Raw genomic sequence first — 22,455 nt, 5'->3', positions numbered from 1 at the left:
TATGGTGCCCACTATCATCGGACCCGTGGAACCCGTCCTGCGATCGCCGCTTCGCGACCAGATCCGGCAAACGGTACTCGACGGCCTGATGCACGGTCGATGGAAGCCCGGGGACCGCATCGTGGAGCGGCGGATGGCGGCCGAACTGGGCGTCAGCCAGGCCCCGGTGCGCGAGGCGCTGCGCGAGCTGGACGCGCTCAGGCTCATCGAGTCGTCGCCCAACAAGGGCGCGCGGGTCCGCGGGCTCACCCGGAGCGACCTCCGCGAAGTGTACGAGGTGAGGGCGGGCCTGGAGGAGACGGCCGTCCGGCTGGGCAGGCCCCCCGTGGAGGCGTTGCGCACACACCTCGGCCGCCTGGGCGACGCGGTGGCCGGCGGTTCCCTGCACGATCAGGTGCGGCACGGCGTGGCCTTCCACCGGGAGATCGTCAAAGCCTCGGGCAACGAGGTGCTGCTGTCGGTGTGGGAGTCGCTCGGCATCGAGGTGTGGTCCCACCTGTCGATCCGCCTGTTCCGGCACCCGCATGAGAACGTCGCCGACCACGAACCCCTGGTGGAGGCCTTCGAGCGGGACGACCCCGAGGTGGGCGTCCTGCTCCGCGAGCACGTGCTCGGCTACGCCCCGGCCGAGCCCGGAGACACGATCTAGCCCTTCTGCCCGGTCATGGCGATGCCCTGCACGAAGTGGCGAGGGCGTCCCAGTCGGAGGTGTCGATACCGGCAGGGTCCACCCCGGCGTCAACTGGACACGGGATCCAGACCCGCGCAGCGCAGGTCAACTAGGCTGCGGCGGATGAGCGAGGTGAATGCGGAAATCGCACGGTTCGACCTGCTGGTCGACGCGGCATGGCCGGCGCCGGGACGGGCCGAGGACGGCGGCTGGGTCTACCGGCACGCGGGCGGTGTGACGAAACGGGCCAACTCGGTGCTGCCGCTGGGAGAGCGCGCGGATCTGCCGGAGGCGGTCGATCGGGCCGAGCGCTTCTATGCGGGCATCGGGCAGCCCTGCGTGTTCTCGGTCGGCATGGGCGCCTCGCCGGGCCTCGACGACGAACTCGGCCGCCGGGGCTATCGCCTCGTGGACCCCACCCTGGTGATGACCAGGCCGATTTCCGGAGACGAGGCCGCCGTCGGCGCGGCGGTGGAGGACCGGCCGTCGGAACGGTGGTTGCGCACCTGGTGGAGCGTGGACGGCGGGCGCCATCGCGACACCGGGGAGGGCCCGGCGCGGACGTGGGGTGAGCGCATCCTCGGCGGGGTGCCCGCCGGGTACGTCCTCCTCGAGGAGGGCGCGGTGGGAAGGGGCGTGCCGCAGGGGCGATGGCTCGGGATCTACTGCATGGCGGTCGAGCCGCACACCAGGCGGCGCGGGCTGGGCGCGGCCGTGCTGCGCACCCTGCTCGCGTGGGGGCGGCAGTGTGGCGCGGACAGCGCGTACCTGGTGGTGACGGAGGCCAACGCCGGCGCCCGCGCGCTTTACGAGCGTGAGGGGTTCGCCGTCGCCGGCCGCTATCACTACCGGGTGCGGTCCTGACCCGCCGGCGCCACCGCCGCGGACCCCGGGGGAAACGGGGAACGGCGGTCGCGCCGGGCGGGCGGCCCGGGTCGGCGGCTTATGCCGATGGCCTATATGGCGACGGCGCGCGGAGCCGACGTCGTCGTCTGCGCTCCGGCACGCCGTCTATGGGGTCAGCGCTCGCCGTCAGGGGCGATCGCGGGGGATTCACTGAGTCGGGCCGACTCGTCCTGGATCTCAGCACCTTTGTCGCGCAGCACAGTCACGTGCTGACGCCCGTGGTGGGCGCAGAACAGCAACTCCCCACCCACGGGCAGGGTCGCGCGGATGTAGGCCTGAGCACCGCACCGGTCGCACCGGTCCAGGGCCGTCAGCGGCTTGATGGGGGCGAGAGCTCCAGTCACGTATCGCCTTTCGGGTCGCCCCACGCTGTGGGGACGTTGGCGTCAGTCACTTGGGACAACATCTAACCGGATACGGGCCTTCCCAATCATGCTGCGACTACGCCGAGAGCAGAATGATCCGTAAAGTGACGGGGATCACAGCGAAAGTGCCGGTCATTGTGCTGCGCCTGGCAAGCTTGTGCGCGTACAAACATGAGTGGCGTTAAGCTGCGTACGCGTGTTCGATTGATAAGTAGGAGTTGGGTGTGACTGCGGTTCGCGCGGAGACGGGGTACACCGCCCGTCACCTCTCTGTGCTGGAAGGCCTGGAGGCCGTCCGCAAGCGCCCGGGGATGTATATCGGCTCCACGGACACGCGCGGCCTCATGCACTGCCTGTGGGAGATCGTGGACAACGCGGTCGACGAGGCGCTCGGAGGCTACTGCACCCGGATCGAGGTCGAGCTGCACGCCGACGGCTCGGTCGAGGTGCGTGACAACGGGCGCGGCATTCCCGTCGACGTCGAGCCCAAGAGCGGCCTGGCCGGCGTAGAGCTCGTCTACACGAAGCTCCACGCGGGCGGCAAGTTCGGCGGCGGATCCTACGGCGCCTCCGGCGGTCTGCACGGCGTGGGCGCCTCGGTGGTCAACGCGCTGTCCTCGCGCGTCGACGTGGAGGTCGACCGCGACGGCAAGGTCCACCAGATCAGCTTCCGCCGGGGCGTGCCCGGCGTGTTCGACGGCGACGGCCCGACCGCCAAGTTCCGTAAGAAGTCCGGCCTGCGCGACGGCGGCCCGGCCCCGCGCAACACCACCGGCACCCGCGTGCGCTTCTGGGCCGACCGGCAGATCTTCCTGCCCGAGGCGGAGGTCTCGCTCGACGAGATCCATGTGCGGCTGCGCCAGACGGCCTTCCTGGTGCCGGGGCTCACGCTCGTGGTGCGCGACGTCCGCGGCGAGGAGCCGGTCGAGGAGACGTTCCGCTTCGACGGCGGCATCAGCGAGTTCACCGAGTTCCTGTCCAGAGACGAGGCCGTGTGCGACGTGCTGCGGCTGCAGGGCGAGGGCCACTTCCACGAGACGGTCCCCGTGCTCGACGACCAGGGCCACATGACGCCGACGGAGATCGAGCGGGAGCTCACGGCCGACGTCGCGATCCGCTGGGGGAAGGGCTACGAGACGACCGTTCGCTCGTTCGTGAACGTGATCGCCACGCCGAAGGGCGGCACCCACGTCGCGGGCTTCGAACGGGCGCTGGTCCGCACGATCAACGAGCAGCTCAGGGAGACCCGGCTGCTGAAGAACGGCGACGAGCCGGTGACCAAGGAGGACATCCTCGAAGGGCTGACCGCGGTCGTCACCGTGCGGGTGCCCGAGCCGCAGTTCGAGGGCCAGACCAAGGAGGTGCTCGGCACCTCCGCGGCCAGCCGCATCGTCGCCCATGTGGTCACCCGTGAGCTCAAGGCGCTGTTCGCCAACCCCAAGCGGGGGCAGAAGCAGCAGCTGCGCGCGGTGCTCGAGAAGGTCGTGGCCGCGGCCAAGGCCCGCATCGCCGCCCGCGAGCACCGCGACAACCAGCGGCGCAAGTCGGCCCTGGAGAACTCGGCGCTGCCCGCCAAGCTGGTCGACTGCCGCAGTGACGACGTCGACCGCAGCGAGCTGTTCATCGTCGAGGGCGATTCCGCACTGGGCACGGCCAAGCTCGCCCGCGACTCGGAGTTCCAGGCGCTGCTGCCGATCCGGGGCAAGATCCTGAACGTGCAGAAGGCGTCGGTCGCCGACATGCTCAAGAACGCCGAGTGCGCCGCGATCATCCAGGTGGTGGGCGCCGGGTCCGGCCGTTCGTTCGACATCGAGTCGGCCCGCTACGGCAAGATCATCCTGATGGCCGACGCGGACGTGGACGGCGCGCACATCCGCTGCCTGCTGCTCACGCTCTTCCACCGCTACATGAAGCCGATGGTCGAGGCCGGGCGGGTGTTCGCCGCGGTGCCGCCGCTGCACCGCATCGAGGTCACCAACCCCGGGCGGGGCCAGGACAAGTACATCTACACCTACAGCGACGCCGAGCTGCACAAGGTCCTGCGCGACCTGGAGCGGCGCGGCAAGCGCTGGAAGGACCCCGTGCAGCGTTACAAGGGCCTCGGTGAGATGGACGCCGACCAGCTCGCCGAGACGACCATGGACCCCCGCCACCGCGTCCTGCGGCGCGTGCGGATCGAGGACGTGGAGGATGCCGAGCACATCTTCAGCCTCCTCATGGGCAGCGACGTGGGCCCGCGGCGCGAGTTCATCATCGGCAGCGCCGCCGAGGTGGACCGCGACCACATCGACGCCTGACGATCGCCCGCCGGGCATCGGCTCACCGTCGTGAGCCCAGCAGGCCGTCGAGGCTTGACCTCGCAGGCGTCCGGTTTCGACCTCGTGGACGAATCGCCCTCGGTGAGCCCGAGCAGGCCGTACACGTTCAGCCGGGCGTCCACGCAGGCGAGGACGGTCACTCCGTCATCTGTGATCATGGGCTTATGGCACCTCTTCACCACGACCAGAAGAGCCGGGTGACCGTGCGGCCGCTCACCGCCGAGGACATCCCCTGGACGCGAGAGTTGTTCACCGAGCGGTGGGGAGGAGTCGTATCGGTCAGCCGGGGCGTCGCCCACGACACGACGGCGCTGCCCGGATTCGTCGCGCTGCTCGACGGGGAGCGCGCGGGCGTCGCCACCTACAGAATCGCCGGCGGGGAGTGCGAACTCGTCACGCTCGACTCCGTACGCGAAGGCGCCGGAGCGGGCACCGCCCTCGTCGACGCCGTGGCCGGAGCGGCGCGCGCCGTGGCCGGAGCGGCGCGCGCCGGGGGCGCGGCTCGGCTGTGGCTGGTGACGACGAACGACAACCTCCGCGCGCTGCGCTTCTACCAGCGGTATGGCTTCGACCTCGTCGCCGTGCACCGAGACGCCGTCGCACGCTCGCGCGAACTCAAGCCGTCGATCCCCGAAATCGGTCTCGACGGCATCCCCCTCCGCCACGAGCTCGAACTCGAACTGCCCTCGCGTCTGCTCGGGCTCAGCTCGACTCGATCTCCAGAGTGCTGACCCGGTTGCGGGCCTCCAGCATGCCCTCCCGGTAGAGGTCGTCCCACGCGGGGTCGTCGTCGCGGATGGCTTTGACCGTCTGCCTGGTCAGCTCCACCGGCCCGTTGGGGCCGGGGGCGACCTTGCGCACGACGATCAAAGTCCATCCGTTCTCCATGACCGTGTCGGTCTCCCAGCGGGCCGAGCCGGCCGCCTCGCGCCGGGACGCCGGTTTTCCGCCGCGGGCGAGCGTCACGAGCAGATACACGAGTACGGCGATGACGATGAGTGTCACCGGAAGGGCGAGCAGGCGCATCGGGGGTCCGGCTCCCTACTTGGTGGGCAGAGCGACCCCTCCAGTATTGCCCGGCGCGTACACCGTGATGCCCTGGGGCAGGGCCTTCAGCTTCTCGATCTCGGCGCACGTGGGGCACTTGTTGTAACCGTCCTGCCGGGCCTTGTTGGCGTCCGCCTCGGCGCGCGCCTGGGCGACCTTCGCCTGCGCCTCGGTGACCTTCGCGAACGCGGCCTGCGCCTGGTTGACCGCCTCCTGAACCTCGGTCGGCAGGGTCACCCGGGAGAGGTTGAAGTGGATGCCGGTGAGGAAGTCGGCGCCGAGGGTCGCCTTGAGGTCCTCGGCCAGGCTCGTGTTGACCGCGTCCTGGATCTTGGCGATGTTCGCGTTGTTGCCCTGCTGCGGCGTGGTAGAGCCCTGCTGGCCGGCGCTGTTGTTCTGCACGAGCGCGCAGGAGGAGACCAGCTGCGCGCAGCGGAAGTTGTTGATCTGGGTGCGCAGGTCGTTGTCGATCACCGGGCGGATGATCTGGTCGAGGAAGGCCGACCAGCCCTCGTCGCCATCCCAGGGGTAGTAGGTCCCGCCGTTGGTGCTGCGGAACTTGCGCGTGCCGAACTTGTCGTCGAACGACTTCAGCGTCGTGTGGTCGAGGTTGAGCCCGAAGTAGACCGTGCCTTCGATGCCCATGTTGACGCCGTCGCTGCTCGGCACGTTGACCACGTCGACGCCGGACTTCTCGCCCTCGCCGGAGTTCGAGGTGATCGTGTAGAACCGCTGCTGCGCCGGATAGCGGTGGATCTGGGACCACCAGCCGATCCAGGTCACGCCGGAGCCCGGGTCGATGACCTGGCGGACCTTGTTGTCGTCGAGCGGCCCGCCGTCGCGGACGACCGCCACCTCGCCGCCGCTGGTGCGCTCGAACCCGCTGAACGCGCCGATCAGAGACGGCGCTCCGACGACGATGAGCGCGAGGATCACCAGGATCGCGATGCGGCGGAAGGACCGGCGTGACGTGCCGCCGGAGGCGGAGGGAGTGCGGCTGGGCATATGGGCTCCTTGGGGGGCGCCTCGGGACCGGTTGCGGTACCGGGGAAAAGCTCACGTGTCGTCGGCCAGGACAACGTAGCAGTCTGGTGCTCCGGTTCCGGGACGGCCGATAGTCGGGAGAAGGCGCCCAACCGCCCCCGTACGGCAGACCGGGCGGCCCGCCGTACGGGGGTGGGGTTCAGAACTCGACGGGCTGGAGCCGTCCCGTGTGCACGTCGTACAGCGCGCCGCCCACAACGAGGTCATCGGGCAGGTAGGGGCTGGACTTGATGCGGGTGATGTCGTGCCACAGCGCGGCCCGCTGGTCGGGGACGGTCTGGAAGTCGAGGCTGCGGGTGTCGACGCCGTAGTCGGCGGCGATGAGGTTGTGCACGTCCTCGTCGGTCGACTTGGACATCCGGCAGTCGGTGTGCGGCATCACCAGCACACGGTCGACGCCGAGCAGGTAGACGGCGAGGACCAGGGTCCGCAGCACGTCGTCGGTCACCCGTGCGCCCGCGTTGCGCAGGATCTTCGCGTCGCCCGCGGTCAGGCCGAGCAGCCCGAGCGGGTCGATGCGTGAGTCCATGCACGTCACGACCGCGAGCCCACGCGCCGCGCGGCCAGTGAGCCCGGAGTGGGTGAAGGTGCTCGCGTACTTCTCGTTGGCGTCCAGCAGATCGTCGAAAGCTCCGCTCATGTCACAGATGTTGCCCGATGCCCTCCAGCCGGTCATGCAGGGGGGCGGGCTTTTGGGCGTTCCCGGCGGCTGGCGATTACCCGCGACACCAGTATAAGGTTTTCACCGGTGTTCAACCGCGGAGGAGAAGAGGTCACCATGAGCCCTGTCGCACGTGTGCACTCGGTCGTGCTCGACTGCCCGGAGCCGAAGGCGCTGGCCGGCTTCTACGCCGGGCTGCTCGGCTGGGACGTCGCCGACGAGGAGGAGGACTGGGTCACGCTCGCCGGCGACCAGACCCGGATCGCCTTCCAGCGGGTCCCCGAGTACGTGCCCCCGGTCTGGCCGTCCGCCGAGCACCCGCAGCAGTTCCACCTCGACCTGAGCGTGGACGACATCGCCGAGGCGGAGAAGCGGGTGCTCGCCCTGGGGGCCGTCAGGCACGAGCACCAGCCGGGCGAGGGCGGCTGGACGGTCTTCCTCGACCCGGCGGGGCATCCGTTCTGCCTGGTCACCGAGTGAGCTGATGCCTCAGCCCAGGGAGGGGCCGGCGGCCGCCTTGGACCGCGGCGTGCGCGCGAGGCGCCGCAGGACGAGAAGGCCGCCGATTCCCGGTAGCCAGGCCAGCGCCTTGCCGGTCAAGTCGCATCCGGCGTCGCGGACGGCGGCCACGACGACGACCAGGTATGCGCAGCCGTGCAGGGGGCCGACGAGCGAGGAGACGGGCGGCAGGTGCACGGTGGCCAGATTGGCCAGGAGGACCGCCAGGGACCCCAGCTCGACGGCGGCGGCGACGCGCAGGGCGGAATGAGGGCGTGGCATGGTCAGACTCCCGTGGTCGAGCCGGGGCGGACGATCATCAGCACCGTGACGGCCGCCCACAGCAGGTTGAAGACGCCGGTCAGCATGGCGAGACTCGCCACCCCGCCGCCGGCGTCGGCGGGCGTGGAGTCCCCGGCGGCGAGCCGGGCGAGGACGGCGCCCTGGCGCGGCAGGACCGCCAGGGTGAGGACTCCGGCCGCCGCGGCGGTGAGCAGGATGGACGCGATCACCCACGCGTCGCGCAGCACGCCGAGGCTGCTCGCCGTGGCGAACCCGAAAACCGGTACGGCCAGGCCCGCGACGGCGTAGACACGGCAGATGCGATGCAGGACGCGGAGCGCGGCCACGCCGCCGGTCTGTGTGCCCTGCTCCGCCGCGTCCTGGTCCGCAGTGCCCCGATCCGTCGCGCCCCGATCCGGCAAGCGACGTGCGGCGGCGGGAAACATGCTCGCCGCCACGGCGACCGGGCCGACCGCGAGGATCGCGGCGAGGACGTGAACAGCCAGGAGGAATTTCGTCATCGTGCCCGATCCCCGGTCAGCGGGCGGCGGGCGCGTCCCATGAGCCCGGGCAGGCCGGTCGCGAGAGCGCACCCGGGGGTCCGCGCGAACATCGCGGCCGCCCCCAGGGCCTCGCACGGCGTGAGAACACCCAGGGGATCGCACACGTCGAACAGCACGAACTGGCCCGGCATCGCATGCTCTCCTTGTCGTCGGCGGTGCGGTCACCAACCGTAGGAGTGCGATCGGGGTCGATCCCAGGGGCGAGAACGACAAAGGGCAACGGATTCTCGCCAACGGCTCTCACCTCAGAGTTCGCGGATCACCCCTGGCGGGACCCCGTCTATCGTGGCGATCGTGCACACCGTGGCGATCCTGGCACTGGACCATGTCGTGCCGTTCGACCTGGCGACCCCCATCGAGGTGTTCGGGCGCACCCGTCTGCCGGACGGCCGGAGCCCTTACAGGGTGCGGGTGTGCGGGCCCGCCCCCGAAGTGGAGACAGACGCGTTCGCCCTGCGCGTGCCGTACGGCGTGGACGCGCTGGCCGAGGCCGACACGGTCATCGTCCCCGGCCGCTCGGAGCGGGCGGGGCCGCCCCCGCCCGAGGCGCTGGAGGCGCTGCGCGACGCGGCCTCGCGGGGCACCCGCCTCGCCTCGATCTGCGTCGGCGCGTTCACGCTCGCGGAGGCCGGGCTGCTGGACGGCCTGCGGGCGACCACGCACTGGGCGGCGGCGCCCATGCTGGCCGGGCGGTTCCCGCTCGTGGACGTGCGGCCTGACGTGCTCTACATCGACAACGGGCAGGTGCTGACCTCCGCGGGCGCGGCCGCCGGGCTCGACCTGTGCCTGCACATGATCCGGCGCGACCACGGCTCGGCCGTCGCGGCCGACGCCGCCCGCCTGTCGGTGATGCCGCTGGAGCGGGAGGGCGGTCAGGCCCAGTTCATCGTCCACGAGCACCCGCCGGTGCCCAGCGGTTCGGAGCTGGAGCCGGTGCTGGCGTGGATCGAGGACAACCTCGGCCGCGACCTGACCCTGCGGGAGATGGCGGCCCGCGGCGGGATGAGCGAGCGGACGTTCAGCAGGCGCTTCCGCCAGCAGACCGGCACCACGCCGCTGCAGTGGCTGCTGCGCGCCCGGGTCCGGCGGGCGCAGTATCTGCTGGAGAACACCGGCCACGGCATCGAGCGCATCGCCGCACAGGCCGGTTTCGGGTCGCCGACCGCGTTCAGGGAGCGGTTCAAGCGGGTCGTGGGGACCACGCCGCAGGCGTACCGCTCCTCGTTCCACTCCTCGTCTCGGGAGAGCCCCGCCGCCACCTGAGCGCCACGCAAGGGCGCCGGGGCGGCGGCGGGAAGCTACGAGACTACGAGGCCGGCTCCTCGTCTCCGGTGTCGCCCGTGGTGGCCATGCCGCCCTCCGTCGCGGCGGACTCCTCGTCGCCGTCCGCGCCGAGCGCGCCGCCGATCGCGGCGATGGCGTGCACGAGGCGCAGCCCCGAGCCGTCGCGGCGGCCGAGCTCCTCGGGCAGCGGCACCGGCTTGCCGGTCGAGGACACGGCCTTGACCGGCGCAGGGCCGGCGTAGGCGAGCAGCAGGACGTCCTCGCCCTTCAGGAAGCGCTGGGCGCGCACGCCGCCGGTCGCCCGCCCCTTGGGCGGGAATTCGGCGTAGTCGGAGACCTTGCCCGCGCCCATCTGCGTGCCGGGCAGGGCGGTGGAGGAACCGGCGATCGTCACCACACGCGCCTCCCGCGTGGGATCGACCGCGCCGAAGAAGACCACCTTCGCGCCGCCGTCGAGGCGCACGCCCGCCATGCCGCCCGCGGGACGTCCCTGGGGCCGTACGACGGAGGCGGGGAAGCGCAGGAGTTGCGCGTCGCTGGTGATGAACACCAGGTCGTGGTCGGCGGAGGTCAGCTCGACCGCGCCGACCACCACGTCGCCGTCCCGCAGTCCGATCACCTCGAACTCGTCGCGGTTGACGGGATATTCGGGCGCGACCCGCTTGACCACGCCCTGGCTGGTGCCGAGCGCGAGCCCCGGGCCGTCCGGGTCGAGCGAGCCCAGCCCGACGACCTTCTCGTCCGATTCGAGGGCGACGTACTCCGACACCGGATGCCCGCCGGCGAGCGAGGGCGGATTGGCCGAGGGCGGCAGCGCGGGCAGGTCGAGCACCGAGACCCGGATCATCCGGCCCTGGGAGGTCACCACGCCCACCTCGCCGCGCACGGTCGAGCGGACCACCGAGACCAGCACGTCGTGCGCCGTCCGGTCGCCCTCGCCGGAGACCGGCGAGGCGTCGGTCGTACGGGCGAGCAGGCCGGTGGACGACAGCAGAACCAGGCAGGGATCGTCGGCCACCTCCAGCGGCACGACGGCGGCCCTGGCGGCCTCCGACGACTCCAGCAGGACCGTGCGGCGCGGCGTGCCGTACGTCTTGGCCACCTCGGCCAGCTCGGACGACACGACCTTGCGCAGCCGGTCCTCCGAGCCGAGGATCTCGTTCAGCTCGGCGATGTCGGCCTGGAGCTGCTCCTTCTCGCGGTCGAGCTCCAGCTTGTCGTAGCGGGTGAGGCGGCGCAGCGGGGTGTCGAGGATGTAGTTGGCCTGGATCTCGCTCAGCTCGAAGGTCTCCATGAGCCCCGCGCGGGCCTGCGCGGTGTCGTCCGAGTTGCGGATGACCCGGATGACCTGGTCGATGTTGAGCAGCGCGATGATGAGGCCGTCGACGAGGTGGAGCCGTTCCTCGCGCTTGCGCAGCCGATAGAGCGACCGCCTGCGCACCACGTCGAGCCGGTGGTCCACGTAGACCGACAGCAGCTCGCGCAGGCCGAGCGTGCGCGGCTGGCCGTCGACGAGGGCGACGTTGTTGATGCCGAAGGTCTCCTCCATCGGCGTCAGCCGGTAGAGCTCCTCCAGCACGGCCTCCGGGTTGAAGCCGTTCTTGACCTCGATGACCAGGCGCAGGCCCTTGTGCCGGTCGGTCAGGTCCTTGAGATCGGCGATGCCGGTGAGCCTCTTCGCGTTCACCAGCTCTTTGATCTTGGTGATCACCCGCTCGGGGCCCACGTTGAACGGCAGCTCTGTGACGACGATGCCCTTGCGGCGCGGCGTGACCTGCTCGATCGTCGCCTTGGCCCGCATCTTGAAGGTGCCGCGGCCGCTCTCGTAGGCGTCCCTGACGCCGTTCAGGCCGATGATCGTGCCGCCGGTCGGCAGGTCGGGGCCCGGGACGAAGCGCATGAGCTCGTCGAGCGTCGCGTCCGGCTTCCTGATCAGGTAGCGGGCCGCCGCGACGACCTCGCCGAGGTTGTGCGGGGCCATGTTGGTGGCCATGCCGACCGCGATGCCGGAGGCGCCGTTGACCAGCAGGTTGGGGAACGCCGACGGCATGACCGACGGCTCGGTCTCCTGGCCGTCGTAGTTGGGCTTGAAGTCGACGGTGTCCTCGTCGATCGACTGCACCATGAGCATGGCGGCCGGGGCGAGGCGGGCCTCGGTGTACCGCATCGCCGCGGGCAGGTCGTCGAGAGAGCCGAAGTTGCCGTGCCCGTCGACCAGCGGCAGGCGCATCGAGAACGGCTGCGCGAGCCGTACGAGCGCGTCGTAGATGGCCGAGTCGCCGTGCGGGTGGAGCTTGCCCATCACCTCGCCGACGACGCGGGAGGACTTGACGTGCCCGCGGTCGGGCCGCAGGCCCATCTCGCTCATGGAGTAGAGGATGCGGCGCTGGACGGGCTTGAGTCCGTCGCGCGCGTCGGGCAGCGCGCGCTGGTAGATCACCGAATAGGCGTACTCAAGGAAGCTCGTCCGCATCTCCGCGGAGACGTCGATGTCGACGATCCGCTCCTCGAAGTCCTCGTCCGGCGGGGGTGTCGTCGTGCGTCGGGCCATGTCGTGGTTTCCTGCGTGTCGAGGAGCCGGGCCCCGGCCCGTCGGAGCCGGGGAAGGTCAACGTCGGTGGTGTGTCTCGAACATTCTGCCGAGAGTTCATCCTGTTCGCGACTCACCACCATACTGCCGGGCTCGTGCCCGCCGTCCGGCTTCCCCGACGGGACAGCCCTTCGCGGCCGGGGGACGGTCAGTCGCGGGGGCCCGCGCCGGGCCAGGGACCGGGCGTCTCGCCCTCGTCCTCGTCGCCCGGCGCGTTCAGCTTCTCGTCGTAGATCCGGAAGCCCCGGGCCTTGTAGTTCGCCAGCGCCGCCGGGCCGTCGAGGGAGCAGGTGTGCACCCACACCCGCCGGGTGGCCTCCCGCCCCGGCCAGCGCTCGGCGAGGTCCCAGGCGCGGGCCGTGGCCTCGCCCAGCAGCCACCCGCCGAGGCCCTGCCCGATCGCGTACGGCAGCAGCCCGAAGTTGGTGATCTCGACCGTGCCGCCGTCCTGGGCCACCAGCTCGGCGTACCCGGCGGGGGTGCCGCGCACCCAGGCCACCCAGGTCTCGACGCCCGGCTGGTCGAGCCAGTCCCTCCACTGCTTCCAGGTCCACGGCAGCCGGTTGGTCCACTGCCAGTCGCCGCCCACCGCCGTGTAGAGGAAGCGGCTGAACTCGGGGCTGGGGACCTCGGCGCGGACGACCTGCGCGGGGATCGCGGGGGTCCGTCCCGGCCGCAGGCCGGCGGGGCTGGTCTGTTCGAGATACCAGGTGGTCACGTCCATAGCGGGACTCATCCAACCACGACGCCCGTCCGGGTCGGTCCGGCCGTGGCCGCCGGCGCCTCGCGCGCGCTTCCATCGGCACCGCCGGTGAGGCGAATCGGCATGTATGTCCTATTTGTCCGACCAAAGGCGCTCTTCGATACTCTCCTCCCGGGAAAGGGAGGTGCTTCCGGGGTGTACGACGTCGTGAACCGGATGCTCATGGCGATGAACGCGCACGATCTGGACGCGGTGTTGCGGTGCTACGCGCCGGGCGCGGTGGTGGTCGGACCGGAGATGGAGGCGGGGGAGCCCGGGGAGATCGCTTCCTACATGCTGCAGATGTGGGACGGCTTTCCCGACCTGCGCTTCACCCTCTGGGAGACGATCACCCTCGCGGACGCGGTCGCGACCGAGATGACGGCGGCGGGCACGCACACCGGGCCCTACCTGGTCGCCGGGGGCGACATCCTCGCCCCGACCGGCCGGGGCATCAACGTGCGCGTCTCCTGGTTCTGGCACCTGGAGGACGGCCTCATCCAGAGTCAGCGCTTCTACTACGACCAGCTCGAGATCTACGCGCAGCTCGGCCTGCGGTTGCCCCTGTGCTTCGGGGACGAGGGCGCCGGAAGCGGCGCGCCCGCAGACGGCGGCTAGTTTCCGCCCCGCCTCTCCCGGTCGCGGCGGAAACGGTCGGCAGGACCTGGTACCAATGGGCGGGTGGGCGAAGAAGAGCTGACGCTGCGGGAAGAGGCGGAGGCCCGGCTGCGGGCGCTCGCCGGCGATGGGGCGCGGCTGCGCGACGACCAGTGGGCCGCCATCAAGGCCCTGGTCATGGACCGCAGGCGGGCGCTGGTCGTGCAGCGCACCGGCTGGGGGAAGTCGGCCGTCTACTTCATCGCGACCGCGCTGCTGCGCGAGCTCGGCGAGGGACCCACGGTCATCGTCTCCCCGCTCCTGGCGCTGATGCGCAACCAGATCGCCGCGGCCGAGCGGGCCGGCATCCACGCCGAGACGATCAACTCGGCCAACCCCGAGGAGTGGGAGAAGGTCTACGGCCAGGTCGCCGAGGGCGCGGTCGACGTGCTGCTGGTCAGCCCCGAGCGGCTGAACAACCCCGACTTCCGCGACAACGTGCTGCCCGAGCTGGCCGGCAGCGCGGGTCTCCTGGTGATCGACGAGGCCCACTGCATCTCCGACTGGGGCCACGACTTCCGGCCCGACTACCGCAGGCTCCGCACCCTGCTGGCCGAGCTGCCGCCGGGCATCCCCGTGCTGGCCACGACGGCCACGGCGAACGCGCGGGTCACCCGCGACGTCGCCGAGCAGCTCGCCGTCATCCAGGAGTGGGACGAACTGCCCGGTGGCGAGGTGTTCGTCCTGCGCGGCCCCCTGGAGCGCGAGAGCCTCCACCTGAGCGTCGTACGGCTGGGCGGGGCGGACCAGCGGCTCGCCTGGCTGGCCAGGACGCTGCACGAGCTGCCGGGCTCCGGCATCGTCTACACGCTGACCGTCGCCGCGGCCCAGGAGATCGCCGCGTACCTGCGCGAGCAGGGCCACACCGTGGCCTCGTACACCGGGCAGACCGAGCCGGCCGACCGGCTGGCGGCCGAGGAGGACCTGCTCGGCAACCGGGTCAAGGCGCTGGTGGCGACCTCGGCGCTGGGGATGGGCTTCGACAAGCCCGACCTGGGCTTCGTCGTCCATGTGGGCGCGCCCGCATCGCCCGTGGCCTACTACCAGCAGGTGGGCCGGGCCGGGCGCGGCGTGGAGCGGGCCGAGGTCATCCTGCTGCCCGGCCCCGAGGACCGGGAGATCTGGGCCTACTTCGCCTCGCTCGCCTTCCCTCCGGAGGGCGTGGTCAGGACGACGCTTGAGGCGCTGTCCGAGGGGGGAGTGCTGTCCACCGCCGCGCTGGAGACGAGGGTCGACCTCAGCCGGAGCCGCCTGGAGATGATGCTCAAGGTGCTCGACGTGGACGGCGCCGTACGCCGGGTCAAGGGCGGCTGGGAGGCCACCGGCGAGCCGTGGAACTACGACGCCGAGCGCTACGCCCGGGTGGCCGCCGAGCGCCGCGCGGAGCAGGAGGCCATGGTCGGCTACATCGCGACCACCGAGTGCCGGGAGCAGTACCTGCGCCGCCACCTCGACGACGAGACCGCGACGCCGTGCGGCAGGTGTGACAACTGCACCGGCGCCCACCGGTCCGCCGAGGTGCCGGACGAGGCGGTCCGGGCCGCCCAGCAGCGGCTCGCGCGTCCCGGCGTCGAGATCGAGCCGCGCCGCCAGTGGCCCACCGGCCTGCCGGACCTGAAGGGGCGGATCAAGGCCGAGCTGTGCGCCGAGCCGGGCCGTGTGCTCGGCCGCCTGACCGACATCGGCTGGGGCACCCGGCTGCGCGACCTGTTCGCGGCGGGCGACGGGCCCGTTCCCGACGACGTGTTCGCGGCCGTGATCGAGGTGCTGAAGTCGTGGGAGTGGGAGCGGCGTCCGGTCGCGGTGGTCGCGATGCCGTCGGCCGCGCGGCCCGCGCTGGTCGCTTCGCTCGCCGAGCGGCTCGCCCAGGTGGGCCGGCTGGAGTATCTCGGGACCCTCGGTTACCGCGAGGGGTCGCCCGCCGCCAGGCACAACAGCGCCCAGCGGGTGACGGCCATCCGGGGGACGCTCGCGATGCCGCGTGACGTGGCCGCGAGGATCGCGGCGGCGGGCGGGCCGGTGCTGCTGGTGGACGACCGGGTGGACAGCGGATGGACGATGGCGCTGGCCGCCGCCCAGGTCCGTCACGCCGGGGCGCCCGCCGTGCTGCCTCTGGCCCTGGCCATCACCAACTGACCGCCTTCCCGCCCCGGGCACTCGGCCCACGACCGGGGCCGCGTCCCTGACCGGCGGGGGCGGCGCGCCCGGGCCGGGCTCGGGGACGGATCAGGGTGGGGTCAGGGTGGTCACCCCATCCCGGGGCCGGGCCTGATCGCCAAGCTTGTCGCCATGAAATCACTTGTTGTGGCTCCGGTCCTGGTCGGCGCGTACGGCGTCGCCCGGATCGCCGACGGATTCGACGGCAGCCGGGGGCCGGGCCTGGCCTGGACTCTGGGGCACCTGTGCTTCCTGGCCGCGTTGGTTCTCTTCGTACAGATCTTCGGGCGGCTCCGGACGATGGCCGGCGGTGGCGTGATGGCCACGGCGGGGTACGCCGCCGGCCTCGCCGGGGCGCTGGCGCTGGCCGCGCAGTTCACGATCGACATCGTGGTCGGCTTCCTGTCCGCCGACCACGACGCGATGGGGCCGCGCTTCGAAGCCGTCAAGGCGATCCCGGGCGTCGAGCCGGTCGTGTACACCGTCGTGCCGTTGCTGTTCTACGTCGGCATGGTCGTGCTGGTGGCCCGGCTCGCCGCAGGGCGGCGGGTGCCGTGGTGGAGCGCGGTGCTGGTGCTCGCGCAGGCCGTGCTCCCGCTGGTGAGCAAGGACCTGATTCCGCTGGGAGCGGCCCTGCTCCTGCTGGCCTTCGTGCCGCTGCTGCGGCTGCGGCTGCGGCCCGCGCAGCCGGCCGTGCTCGCCCGAAGCCCGTTCTGAGCCCTGCCTATTCTGAGCGCTGCCCGTTCTGAGCGCTGCCGGTTCCGGGCCCCGCCGTTCTCGGCTGGGCCCTTCCTTCCAAGCCGGGCCCTGCCGGGCCTCGGGGTCAGAGACGGGGGCGGGCGCCGAGGTTGGAGATGCACTTGGCGGCGAGGGCGTTGCCCGCCGCCAGTGCCTCGGCGGCCGGCTTGCCGTCCAGCCAGACCGGCAGGAAACCGGCGGTGAAGGCGTCACCGGCGCCGGTGCCGTCCACGATCCGGTCGACGACCTCGCCGGGCGCCCTGACCGGGTCAGGACGGTTGTTGGAGTACCAGAGCGAGCCCTCGGCGTTGAGTTTGATCACGACCTGGGGGAACCAGGCGGTCAGCACCTTGGCCGCGGCGGCGGGGTCATCCCTGCCGGTGAGCACCTTGGCCTGGTCGGCGTTGGCGAACAGCAGCTTCGCGCCGTCGGTCCATTCGAGGAACGGCTCGGCGCCGGTCCGCTCCAGGGGAGCGGAGGAGGCGCAGTCCACGGAGATGGACATGCCGGCGCGCCGGGCCATGTCGAGCGCGGCGAGGCCGGCGTCGCGCGACCCCTCGTTGATCAGCGTGTAGCCCGACATGTGCAGGTGGCCCCCGCCGCCGCCGAACAGGTCGCGCGGCAGGTCCTCGGGGGACAGCGCGGCGTTGGCACCGGGGTCGGACAGCATGGTCCGCTCGCCCTTGTGGGTGACGAGCACGACGCAGGTGCCGGTCGGCCGCTCGGGGTCCATGACGAGCCGGGCGTCCACGCCGTATCCCATGAGCTCCATGTCGCGGTTGCGGCCGGTGATGTCGGCGCCGCGCCGGCCGATGAAGGCGACCTCCGAGCCTTCCACGGCGAGCCAGGAGGCGATGTTGGCGCCGGAGCCGCCACCGTGCATGGTCACGACGGCCGGGGTGTCGCTCGCCCTAGCAAGAGGGAATTTCGCGCGGGCGACCGCGTCCGTCATGAGATCGCCCACCACGACGACCCGCGTCATGATGTCACCACCTTGCCAACTGCTTGTGGAGGTGAGCCATGCCCAAGGAGGGGCGGCGTCCTCTCCGTGCTATGAGGCTGACGTCCAGAAACCTAACAGCTTCCAGGGGCGTCGTGGGGTGGAGAGCGGACAGACGGGCACAGTCGATGCACAAGCGTTGCCCAGCTTGCCACGTCAGGGCTGGTAGATCCCCTATAAGCGGATCCGGAATGCGGATCCGTCAGTCGTAATAAATGTCTCAATACAGGCCAAGCCGGACGCCGCTAGCCTCGACTGTGTGCACCCTCAGTACCCCGCCCACTGGGAGGCGGACGTCGTGCTGTCCGACGGCGGCACCGCCCACGTGCGCCCGATCAGGCCGGACGACGCCGACATGCTGCGCTCGTTCTATTCGCGGCTGTCCGCGGAGTCCATCTACTTCCGGTACTTCGGGCCGCGTCCCCGCCTGACCGACAAGGACGTGGTCTGGTTCACCAACGTCGACTACGACAACCGGGTCGCCCTCATCGCCACGATCGGCACCGAGATGGTCGCGGTCGTGCGGTACGACCGGGTGCAGCCGCGCGACCACGCCGAGGTGGCCTTCCTGGTCGAGGACGCCCACCAGGGCAGGGGCGTGGCCGCGGTGCTGATGGAGCACCTGCGGGCCGCCGCGCGCGAGCGCGAGATCAAGACCTTCATCGCGGACGTGCTGCCGGGCAACCACCGGATGATGGGCCTGTTCCGCCAGGCCGGCTACACGGCGCAGAGCCAGTTCGAGGACGGCGTCGTGCGCATGACGCTCGACCTGTCCAGCACCGAGACCGCGCTGGAGGTGCGGCTCGCCCGCGAGCACCGCGCCGAGGCGCGCTCGATCGCGCGCCTGCTGACGCCGGAGTCGGTCGCGGTCATCGGCGCGAGCCGCGAGCCGGGCGGGATCGGCCAGACGGTCCTGCGCAACCTGCTCGCCGCCGACTTCACCGGCCCCGTCTACCCCGTCCACCGGCACGTACGGGCCGTGGCCGGCGTCCGGGCCCACCGCAGCGTGTCGGCCATCGACGGCGAGGTGGACCTCGCCGTGCTGGCGGTCCCCGCGGAAGGTGTGCTCGAACTGGTCGAGGAGTGCGCGGAGAAGGGCGTGAAGGGCCTGGTCGTGGTCTCGTCCGGGTTCGGCGAGACCGGGCCGGAGGGCCGGGCCCGCCAGGAGGAGCTGGTCCGCATCGCCCGGGCGTACGGCATCCGCGTGGTGGGGCCCAACTGCCTGGGCATCGCCAACACCGACCCCGCCGTACGGCTCAACGCGACGCTCGCGGCGACCCTGCCGGGGCGGGGGAGGGTCGGGTTCTTCAGCCAGTCGGGCGCGCTCGGCACCGCCCTGCTGCAGCGGGTGGCGCAGCGCGGCATGGGCATCTCGACGTTCGTCTCGGCGGGCAACCGGGCCGACGTGTCCGGCAACGACCTCCTCCAATACTGGGAGGAGGACCCGGCGACCGACGTGATCCTGCTCTACCTGGAGTCCATCGGGAACCCGCGCAAGTTCACCCGGCTGGCCCGGCGGATCTCCCGGTCCAAGCCGATCGTGGTGGTCAAGTCGCGCGGCGTCCCCGGCGGGCACCGCGCGCCCGTGCTCGCGCTGCCCGACACCGCGCTGAGCTCGCTGTTCGCGCAGGCCGGGGTCATCCGGGTGGACGACCTGGTCCAGCTCTTCGACGTCGCCCAGCTCCTGGCGCACCAGCCGCTGCCGGCCGGGCCCCGGGTGGGCGTGGTCGGCAACTCCGACGCGCTCACGCTGCTCGCGGAGGAGGCGTGCGCCGGCGCCGGTCTGCAGCCGAGCGTGCCGGTGAACCTCGGCGCCCGCGCCGGCGCCGCCGAGTTCGCCGAGGCCCTGCGGAGCGTCCTGCCTGAGGTCGACGCCGCCGTCGCGATCTACATGCCGCCGATCCCCGGAGACTGCCGCGAGGTGGCCGAGGCGCTGCTGGAGGTCGCGCGGGAGTCGGGCAAGCCGGTGCTGGCCACCTTCCAGGGCGCCCTGGGGATGCCCGCCGACCTGCGCGTGACGGACGGCCCCGGCGACGACTCCCCCCAGCGTGGGTCGATCCCGTCGTACCCCGCCCCGGAGGAGGCGGTCCGCGCGCTTGCCCATGTCGTCCGGTACGCCCGGTGGCGCAGGCAGCCGCCCGGCACGGTCCCGTCCGTCGAGGGGATCGACACCGCCGCGGCGCGGGAGATCGTCGCCGCGGCTCTGGCCGGCGAGGGAACGGCCGGCCAAGGCGTGGACGGCGAGGGGGCGGTCGGCGAGGAGCGGGAGATCGACGCGACCGCGCTGCTGGCCTGCTACGGCATCCAGGTCTGGCCGGCGCACGTCGCCGCCGACGCCGAGGAGGCCGTCGCCGCCGCCGAGCGGATCGGCTGGCCCGTCGTGGTCAAGTCGGCCGACCCGGAGGACGCCCGCCGCGCCGGCACCGTCCGCATCGGCCTCACCGAGCCCGCCGGGGTCCGGCAGGCGTACGCCGATCTCGCCGCGCTCCTCGGACCCGGCACACCGCTCGCGGTGCAGCGCATGGCGCCGCAGCCCTCGGTGCCGACCGTCGTCGGCGTGACCCAGGACCGCTATTTCGGCGGGGTCGTCACGTTCGGGCTCGGCGAGGTCACCGCCCGGCTGCTCGGCGACCAGGCCTACCGCCTCGCGCCGCTCACCGCCGAGGACGCGGCGGGGCTGGTGCGGTCGGTCCGCGCCGCGCCGTTGCTGTTCGGCGAGTACGGCTACCAGGCGGTGGCCGTCGAGGCGCTGGAGGACCTGCTGGTGCGGGTCGGTCTGCTCGCCGACGCCCTGCCCGAGGTCGCGAGGATGGACCTCGACCAGGTCCTTGCGGGCGCGACCGGCGTGGCCGTGCTGGGTGCGCGGGCCGTCCTGCGGCCCGTCACCGCGCTGCGCCCCGACGTCGGGCCCCGCCGCCTGAGCTGATCCGCGCCGTCCGAGCCGATCGGTGCCGCCTGAGCTGATCCGCGCCGTCCGGGCTGATCGGGGCGGCGTCACGCCGTGGGCGGAAAACCCGTCCCGTCGTGGTGTGAAACAGGTGTCCCTTACAGGGCAGGATGGACCCATGAGGGAAACCCGAGTCTCCGCCGCGGGCTTGCGCGAGGCCATAGATCGCAGCGGCTACTACCCGGATCTGGTGGCCGACGCCGTCGACTCCGCGCTCGGCAACGAGGCGGTCACGGCGTACGTCGTGCATCACGAGGCCACGTTCGACCCGGCGATGGAGGTGCGCAGGCACGTCACGGTCCTGGTCCTTTCACCCACCCGGCTGCTGGTCTGCCACACCGACGAGCACCCGCCCGCCGAGGGCATGCCCGCGTCGCACGCCTCCACCACCACCGAGGCGGTGAGGCTCAGCCGCATCCAGTCGGTCGCCGTGACCAGGGTCGTGCCCGACCCCGCGGCGTACGCGCCGGGCGTCCCCCCGACGGAGGTCACGCTGACGATCGGGTGGGGCGCGATCTCCCACGTCGATCTAGAACCGGCGACCTGCGGCGACGAGAACTGCGAGGCCGACCACGGCTACACCGGCGCGATCACGGCCGACGACCTGTCCCTGCGGGTCAGCGAGGCGGCCGACGGTCCCGAGGCCGTCACCCACGTGCTGGCGTTCGCGAAGGCGCTGTCGGAGGCCACCGCCAAGGCGGCGACGACCTGACCGTCCCCCCTTGAGCCGACGGGAGGCGACGTGACCGATCCCCAGCCCTCGGGGGTTCCGCCCGGGGAGCCGTCCGTGGCGTCGCCGGGCGAGCCCGTGCCGTACGTGCCCGCGTACGGCACGGCCTCGCTGGCCGACCTGCCGGGCTCGCTCCTCGCCTCCCTCGGGCTGCCGACCGGCAACACGCTGGCGCTTGAGCCGGCCCCCCGGGTGTGCCTGTTCCTCGTGGACGGCCTCGGGGCCGAGCTCCTGGCCGCACACCCCGGCGCCGCGCCGTTCCTCTCGGCCCATCTGCGCGGGACGCTCACGGCAGGCTTCCCCTCCTCGACCCCGACCAGCCTGGCCACCCTGGGCACCGGCGCCCCTCCCGGAGAGCACGGCATGGTCGGCATCCAGATGGCCGTCCCGGGGGAGGGGCGGCTGTTCAACTGCCTGCGCTGGACGGCTCCCGGCCTGTCGATCGACCCGGACGTATGGCAGCCCGCGCCGACCGTCTACGAACGCATGGCGGCGGCGGGGATCGAGCCCGTCTACGTGGCGCCCGCCTGTTTCGACGGCACAGGACTGACCCGCGCCGTCTACCGGGGCATGCGCTACCGGGCGGCCGAGAGCCCCGGCGAGCGCGTCGAGGCCGTGCGGCAGGCGCTGCGCGAAACCGAGTTCGTCACCGTCTACTACGGCGAGGTCGACCGTGCGGGGCACTTCAGCGGGTGGGGCGGCGGCGAGTGGCTCGAACAGCTCGCCGTCGCGGACCGCATGGCCGAGCGCATCGCCGAGACGCTGCCGCCGGGCGCGGTGCTGTACGTCACGGCCGACCACGGCATGATCAACGCCACGGACAAGGTGGACGTGGACCACCGCCCCGATCTCCGGGAGGGTGTGCTCATGCTGAGCGGCGAGCCCCGCGCCCGCCACGTCCACACCTCTCCCGGCGCGGCTTCCGCGGTCCTGGAGGCCTGGCGGGAGGCCCTGCGCGGGCGGGCCTGGGTGGTCACCCGCGAGGAGGCCGTCGCGGCGGGCTGGTTCGGCCGCCGGGTCCGGCGCGAGTGGCTCGGCCGCGTCGGCGACGTGGTGGCCGTGCCGTACGGCGAGTGCGTGATCGTGGCCTCGGCCGGGGAGCCGGTGGAGTCTTCCATGATCGGCTACCACGGCTCGCTGACCCCGGCCGAGCAGAACGTCCCGCTTGTGGAGATTCGCCGCTGACACCGGTGCGAGCTCGCCGCCGACGCTCGTGCGGCGTTCGCCGCCGATCTGCTTGCCCTCCGATCGCCAGC

At 72.0% G+C, this 22,455-nt stretch carries 22 protein-coding genes; 12 read left to right on the top strand and 10 right to left on the bottom strand.

Going from position 1 to position 22,455, the window contains the following annotated elements; translation table 11 throughout:
• Position 1: 1 nt before the first annotated feature.
• Complete coding sequence (locus ACIBK1_RS11650) at positions 2-649, top strand: GntR family transcriptional regulator (protein ID WP_357319102.1); 648 nt, start codon at positions 2-4, stop codon at positions 647-649.
• Positions 650-793: 144 nt separating this feature from the next.
• Positions 794-1,534 carry a GNAT family N-acetyltransferase gene (locus ACIBK1_RS11645; RefSeq protein ID WP_036404532.1) on the top strand — a complete coding sequence of 247 codons (741 nt, stop codon included), beginning with the start codon at positions 794-796 and terminating at the stop codon, positions 1,532-1,534.
• 155 nt (positions 1,535-1,689) lie between these two features.
• On the opposite strand, the gene ACIBK1_RS11640 is transcribed toward ACIBK1_RS11645, so the two are convergent.
• Entirely contained in the window at positions 1,690-1,920 is a 231-nt protein-coding gene (locus tag ACIBK1_RS11640) for a DUF7455 domain-containing protein (protein ID WP_030505707.1), read from the bottom strand.
• A gap of 245 nt (positions 1,921-2,165) precedes the next feature.
• Here ACIBK1_RS11640 and ACIBK1_RS11635 point away from each other — a divergent pair, with 245 nt between their 5' ends.
• Positions 2,166-4,238 (top strand): DNA gyrase/topoisomerase IV subunit B, encoded by a 2,073-nt coding sequence (locus ACIBK1_RS11635; protein WP_083744146.1) that lies wholly within the window; start codon positions 2,166-2,168, stop codon positions 4,236-4,238.
• 185 nt (positions 4,239-4,423) lie between these two features.
• The gene (locus ACIBK1_RS11630) at positions 4,424-4,990 is read left to right on the top strand and encodes a GNAT family N-acetyltransferase (protein ID WP_396734261.1); all 567 of its coding nucleotides are present in this window, start codon (positions 4,424-4,426) and stop codon (positions 4,988-4,990) included.
• Here the strand turns inward: ACIBK1_RS11630 and ACIBK1_RS11625 are convergent.
• The 3 genes from ACIBK1_RS11625 to ACIBK1_RS11615 all read right to left on the bottom strand — a co-directional run bounded on the left by ACIBK1_RS11625 (position 4,962) and on the right by ACIBK1_RS11615 (position 6,990).
• The gene (locus ACIBK1_RS11625) at positions 4,962-5,285 is read right to left on the bottom strand and encodes a hypothetical protein (protein ID WP_030505704.1); all 324 of its coding nucleotides are present in this window, start codon (positions 5,283-5,285) and stop codon (positions 4,962-4,964) included. The genes ACIBK1_RS11630 and ACIBK1_RS11625 overlap by 29 nt on opposite strands.
• Positions 5,286-5,300: 15 nt before the next feature.
• Positions 5,301-6,311 (bottom strand): SPFH domain-containing protein, encoded by a 1,011-nt coding sequence (locus tag ACIBK1_RS11620; protein ID WP_051761191.1) that lies wholly within the window; start codon positions 6,309-6,311, stop codon positions 5,301-5,303.
• Positions 6,312-6,489: 178 nt separating this feature from the next.
• On the bottom strand, positions 6,490-6,990 hold the full coding sequence (locus ACIBK1_RS11615; protein WP_030505702.1) for a beta-class carbonic anhydrase: 501 nt from the start codon (positions 6,988-6,990) through the stop codon (positions 6,490-6,492).
• 138 nt (positions 6,991-7,128) lie between these two features.
• Here ACIBK1_RS11615 and ACIBK1_RS11610 point away from each other — a divergent pair, with 138 nt between their 5' ends.
• Positions 7,129-7,491: a VOC family protein gene (locus ACIBK1_RS11610; RefSeq protein ID WP_396734258.1), complete on the top strand. Its 363-nt coding sequence runs from the start codon at positions 7,129-7,131 to the stop codon at positions 7,489-7,491.
• Between the two features lie 9 nt (positions 7,492-7,500).
• On the opposite strand, the gene ACIBK1_RS11605 is transcribed toward ACIBK1_RS11610, so the two are convergent.
• From ACIBK1_RS11605 to ACIBK1_RS11595, 3 genes are read right to left on the bottom strand one after another with little or no spacing between them, the layout of a single operon-like run.
• Positions 7,501-7,791, bottom strand: a complete 291-nt coding sequence (locus ACIBK1_RS11605; protein WP_396734255.1) for a hypothetical protein — start codon at positions 7,789-7,791, stop codon at positions 7,501-7,503.
• Positions 7,792-7,793: 2 nt separating this feature from the next.
• Entirely contained in the window at positions 7,794-8,312 is a 519-nt protein-coding gene (locus ACIBK1_RS11600; protein ID WP_030505699.1) for a membrane protein, read from the bottom strand.
• Positions 8,309-8,485 (bottom strand): hypothetical protein, encoded by a 177-nt coding sequence (locus tag ACIBK1_RS11595; RefSeq protein WP_156080720.1) that lies wholly within the window; start codon positions 8,483-8,485, stop codon positions 8,309-8,311. Before ACIBK1_RS11595 ends, ACIBK1_RS11600 begins: the two co-directional genes overlap by 4 nt.
• Before the next feature lie 163 nt (positions 8,486-8,648).
• Between ACIBK1_RS11595 and ACIBK1_RS11590 the strand changes: the two genes are divergently transcribed.
• Positions 8,649-9,617 carry a GlxA family transcriptional regulator gene (locus ACIBK1_RS11590; RefSeq protein WP_396734251.1) on the top strand — a complete coding sequence of 323 codons (969 nt, stop codon included), beginning with the start codon at positions 8,649-8,651 and terminating at the stop codon, positions 9,615-9,617.
• A 43-nt stretch (positions 9,618-9,660) separates the two neighbouring features.
• Here ACIBK1_RS11590 and ACIBK1_RS11585 read toward each other — a convergent pair whose 3' ends face one another.
• Both ACIBK1_RS11585 and ACIBK1_RS11580 read right to left on the bottom strand, forming a co-directional pair.
• Positions 9,661-12,189, bottom strand: a complete 2,529-nt coding sequence (locus tag ACIBK1_RS11585) for a DNA topoisomerase (ATP-hydrolyzing) subunit A (RefSeq protein ID WP_396734248.1) — start codon at positions 12,187-12,189, stop codon at positions 9,661-9,663.
• 187 nt (positions 12,190-12,376) lie between these two features.
• On the bottom strand, positions 12,377-12,952 hold the full coding sequence (locus tag ACIBK1_RS11580) for a GNAT family N-acetyltransferase (RefSeq protein WP_396734245.1): 576 nt from the start codon (positions 12,950-12,952) through the stop codon (positions 12,377-12,379).
• Between the two features lie 174 nt (positions 12,953-13,126).
• Here ACIBK1_RS11580 and ACIBK1_RS11575 point away from each other — a divergent pair, with 174 nt between their 5' ends.
• The 3 genes from ACIBK1_RS11575 to ACIBK1_RS11565 all read left to right on the top strand — a co-directional run bounded on the left by ACIBK1_RS11575 (position 13,127) and on the right by ACIBK1_RS11565 (position 16,501).
• Positions 13,127-13,588 (top strand): ester cyclase, encoded by a 462-nt coding sequence (locus ACIBK1_RS11575; protein WP_051761188.1) that lies wholly within the window; start codon positions 13,127-13,129, stop codon positions 13,586-13,588.
• A gap of 63 nt (positions 13,589-13,651) precedes the next feature.
• Positions 13,652-15,763 carry a RecQ family ATP-dependent DNA helicase gene (locus ACIBK1_RS11570; RefSeq protein ID WP_396734242.1) on the top strand — a complete coding sequence of 704 codons (2,112 nt, stop codon included), beginning with the start codon at positions 13,652-13,654 and terminating at the stop codon, positions 15,761-15,763.
• Positions 15,764-15,916: 153 nt separating this feature from the next.
• Entirely contained in the window at positions 15,917-16,501 is a 585-nt protein-coding gene (locus ACIBK1_RS11565) for a hypothetical protein (protein ID WP_396734239.1), read from the top strand.
• Between the two features lie 106 nt (positions 16,502-16,607).
• Here the strand turns inward: ACIBK1_RS11565 and ACIBK1_RS11560 are convergent, their stop codons facing one another.
• Positions 16,608-17,504 (bottom strand): carbohydrate kinase family protein, encoded by an 897-nt coding sequence (locus ACIBK1_RS11560; RefSeq protein WP_030505692.1) that lies wholly within the window; start codon positions 17,502-17,504, stop codon positions 16,608-16,610.
• A 277-nt stretch (positions 17,505-17,781) separates the two neighbouring features.
• On the opposite strand from ACIBK1_RS11560, the gene ACIBK1_RS11555 reads away from it, so the two are divergent.
• From ACIBK1_RS11555 to ACIBK1_RS11545, 3 genes are all read left to right on the top strand, one after another.
• Positions 17,782-20,448, top strand: a complete 2,667-nt coding sequence (locus tag ACIBK1_RS11555; protein WP_396734236.1) for a bifunctional acetate--CoA ligase family protein/GNAT family N-acetyltransferase — start codon at positions 17,782-17,784, stop codon at positions 20,446-20,448.
• 139 nt (positions 20,449-20,587) lie between these two features.
• A complete protein-coding gene (locus ACIBK1_RS11550; protein WP_030505690.1) occupies positions 20,588-21,181 on the top strand; it encodes a DUF5998 family protein in 594 nt (197 codons plus the stop codon).
• A gap of 30 nt (positions 21,182-21,211) precedes the next feature.
• Positions 21,212-22,384, top strand: coding sequence for an alkaline phosphatase family protein (locus ACIBK1_RS11545; protein WP_331281150.1), 1,173 nt, complete (start codon positions 21,212-21,214; stop codon positions 22,382-22,384).
• The last annotated feature ends 71 nt before the right edge of the window (positions 22,385-22,455 follow it).

This window comes from Microbispora rosea, from assembly GCF_044460045.1.
GTDB classification, from domain to species: Bacteria; Actinomycetota; Actinomycetes; order Streptosporangiales; family Streptosporangiaceae; genus Microbispora; species Microbispora rosea.
Note: the sequence above shows the minus strand (reverse complement) of the source record. Positions and strands in the feature narration are given on the sequence as shown.

Bases quoted from the DNA above. Each gene is read 5' to 3' on its own strand.
- ACIBK1_RS11650 (WP_357319102.1), top strand. From the start codon at position 2: ATGGTGCCCACTATCATCGGACCCGTGGAACCCGTCCTGCGATCGCCG.
- ACIBK1_RS11645 (WP_036404532.1), top strand. From the start codon at position 794: ATGAGCGAGGTGAATGCGGAAATCGCACGGTTCGACCTGCTGGTCGAC.
- ACIBK1_RS11630 (WP_396734261.1), top strand. From the start codon at position 4,424: ATGGCACCTCTTCACCACGACCAGAAGAGCCGGGTGACCGTGCGGCCG.
- ACIBK1_RS11625 (WP_030505704.1), bottom strand. From the start codon at position 5,285: ATGCGCCTGCTCGCCCTTCCGGTGACACTCATCGTCATCGCCGTACTC.
- ACIBK1_RS11620 (WP_051761191.1), bottom strand. From the start codon at position 6,311: ATGCCCAGCCGCACTCCCTCCGCCTCCGGCGGCACGTCACGCCGGTCC.
- ACIBK1_RS11615 (WP_030505702.1), bottom strand. From the start codon at position 6,990: ATGAGCGGAGCTTTCGACGATCTGCTGGACGCCAACGAGAAGTACGCG.
- ACIBK1_RS11610 (WP_396734258.1), top strand. From the start codon at position 7,129: ATGAGCCCTGTCGCACGTGTGCACTCGGTCGTGCTCGACTGCCCGGAG.
- ACIBK1_RS11605 (WP_396734255.1), bottom strand. From the start codon at position 7,791: ATGCCACGCCCTCATTCCGCCCTGCGCGTCGCCGCCGCCGTCGAGCTG.
- ACIBK1_RS11600 (WP_030505699.1), bottom strand. From the start codon at position 8,312: ATGACGAAATTCCTCCTGGCTGTTCACGTCCTCGCCGCGATCCTCGCG.
- ACIBK1_RS11595 (WP_156080720.1), bottom strand. From the start codon at position 8,485: ATGCCGGGCCAGTTCGTGCTGTTCGACGTGTGCGATCCCCTGGGTGTT.
- ACIBK1_RS11585 (WP_396734248.1), bottom strand. From the start codon at position 12,189: ATGGCCCGACGCACGACGACACCCCCGCCGGACGAGGACTTCGAGGAG.
- ACIBK1_RS11580 (WP_396734245.1), bottom strand. From the start codon at position 12,952: ATGGACGTGACCACCTGGTATCTCGAACAGACCAGCCCCGCCGGCCTG.
- ACIBK1_RS11565 (WP_396734239.1), top strand. From the start codon at position 15,917: ATGAAATCACTTGTTGTGGCTCCGGTCCTGGTCGGCGCGTACGGCGTC.
- ACIBK1_RS11560 (WP_030505692.1), bottom strand. From the start codon at position 17,504: ATGACGCGGGTCGTCGTGGTGGGCGATCTCATGACGGACGCGGTCGCC.
- ACIBK1_RS11550 (WP_030505690.1), top strand. From the start codon at position 20,588: ATGAGGGAAACCCGAGTCTCCGCCGCGGGCTTGCGCGAGGCCATAGAT.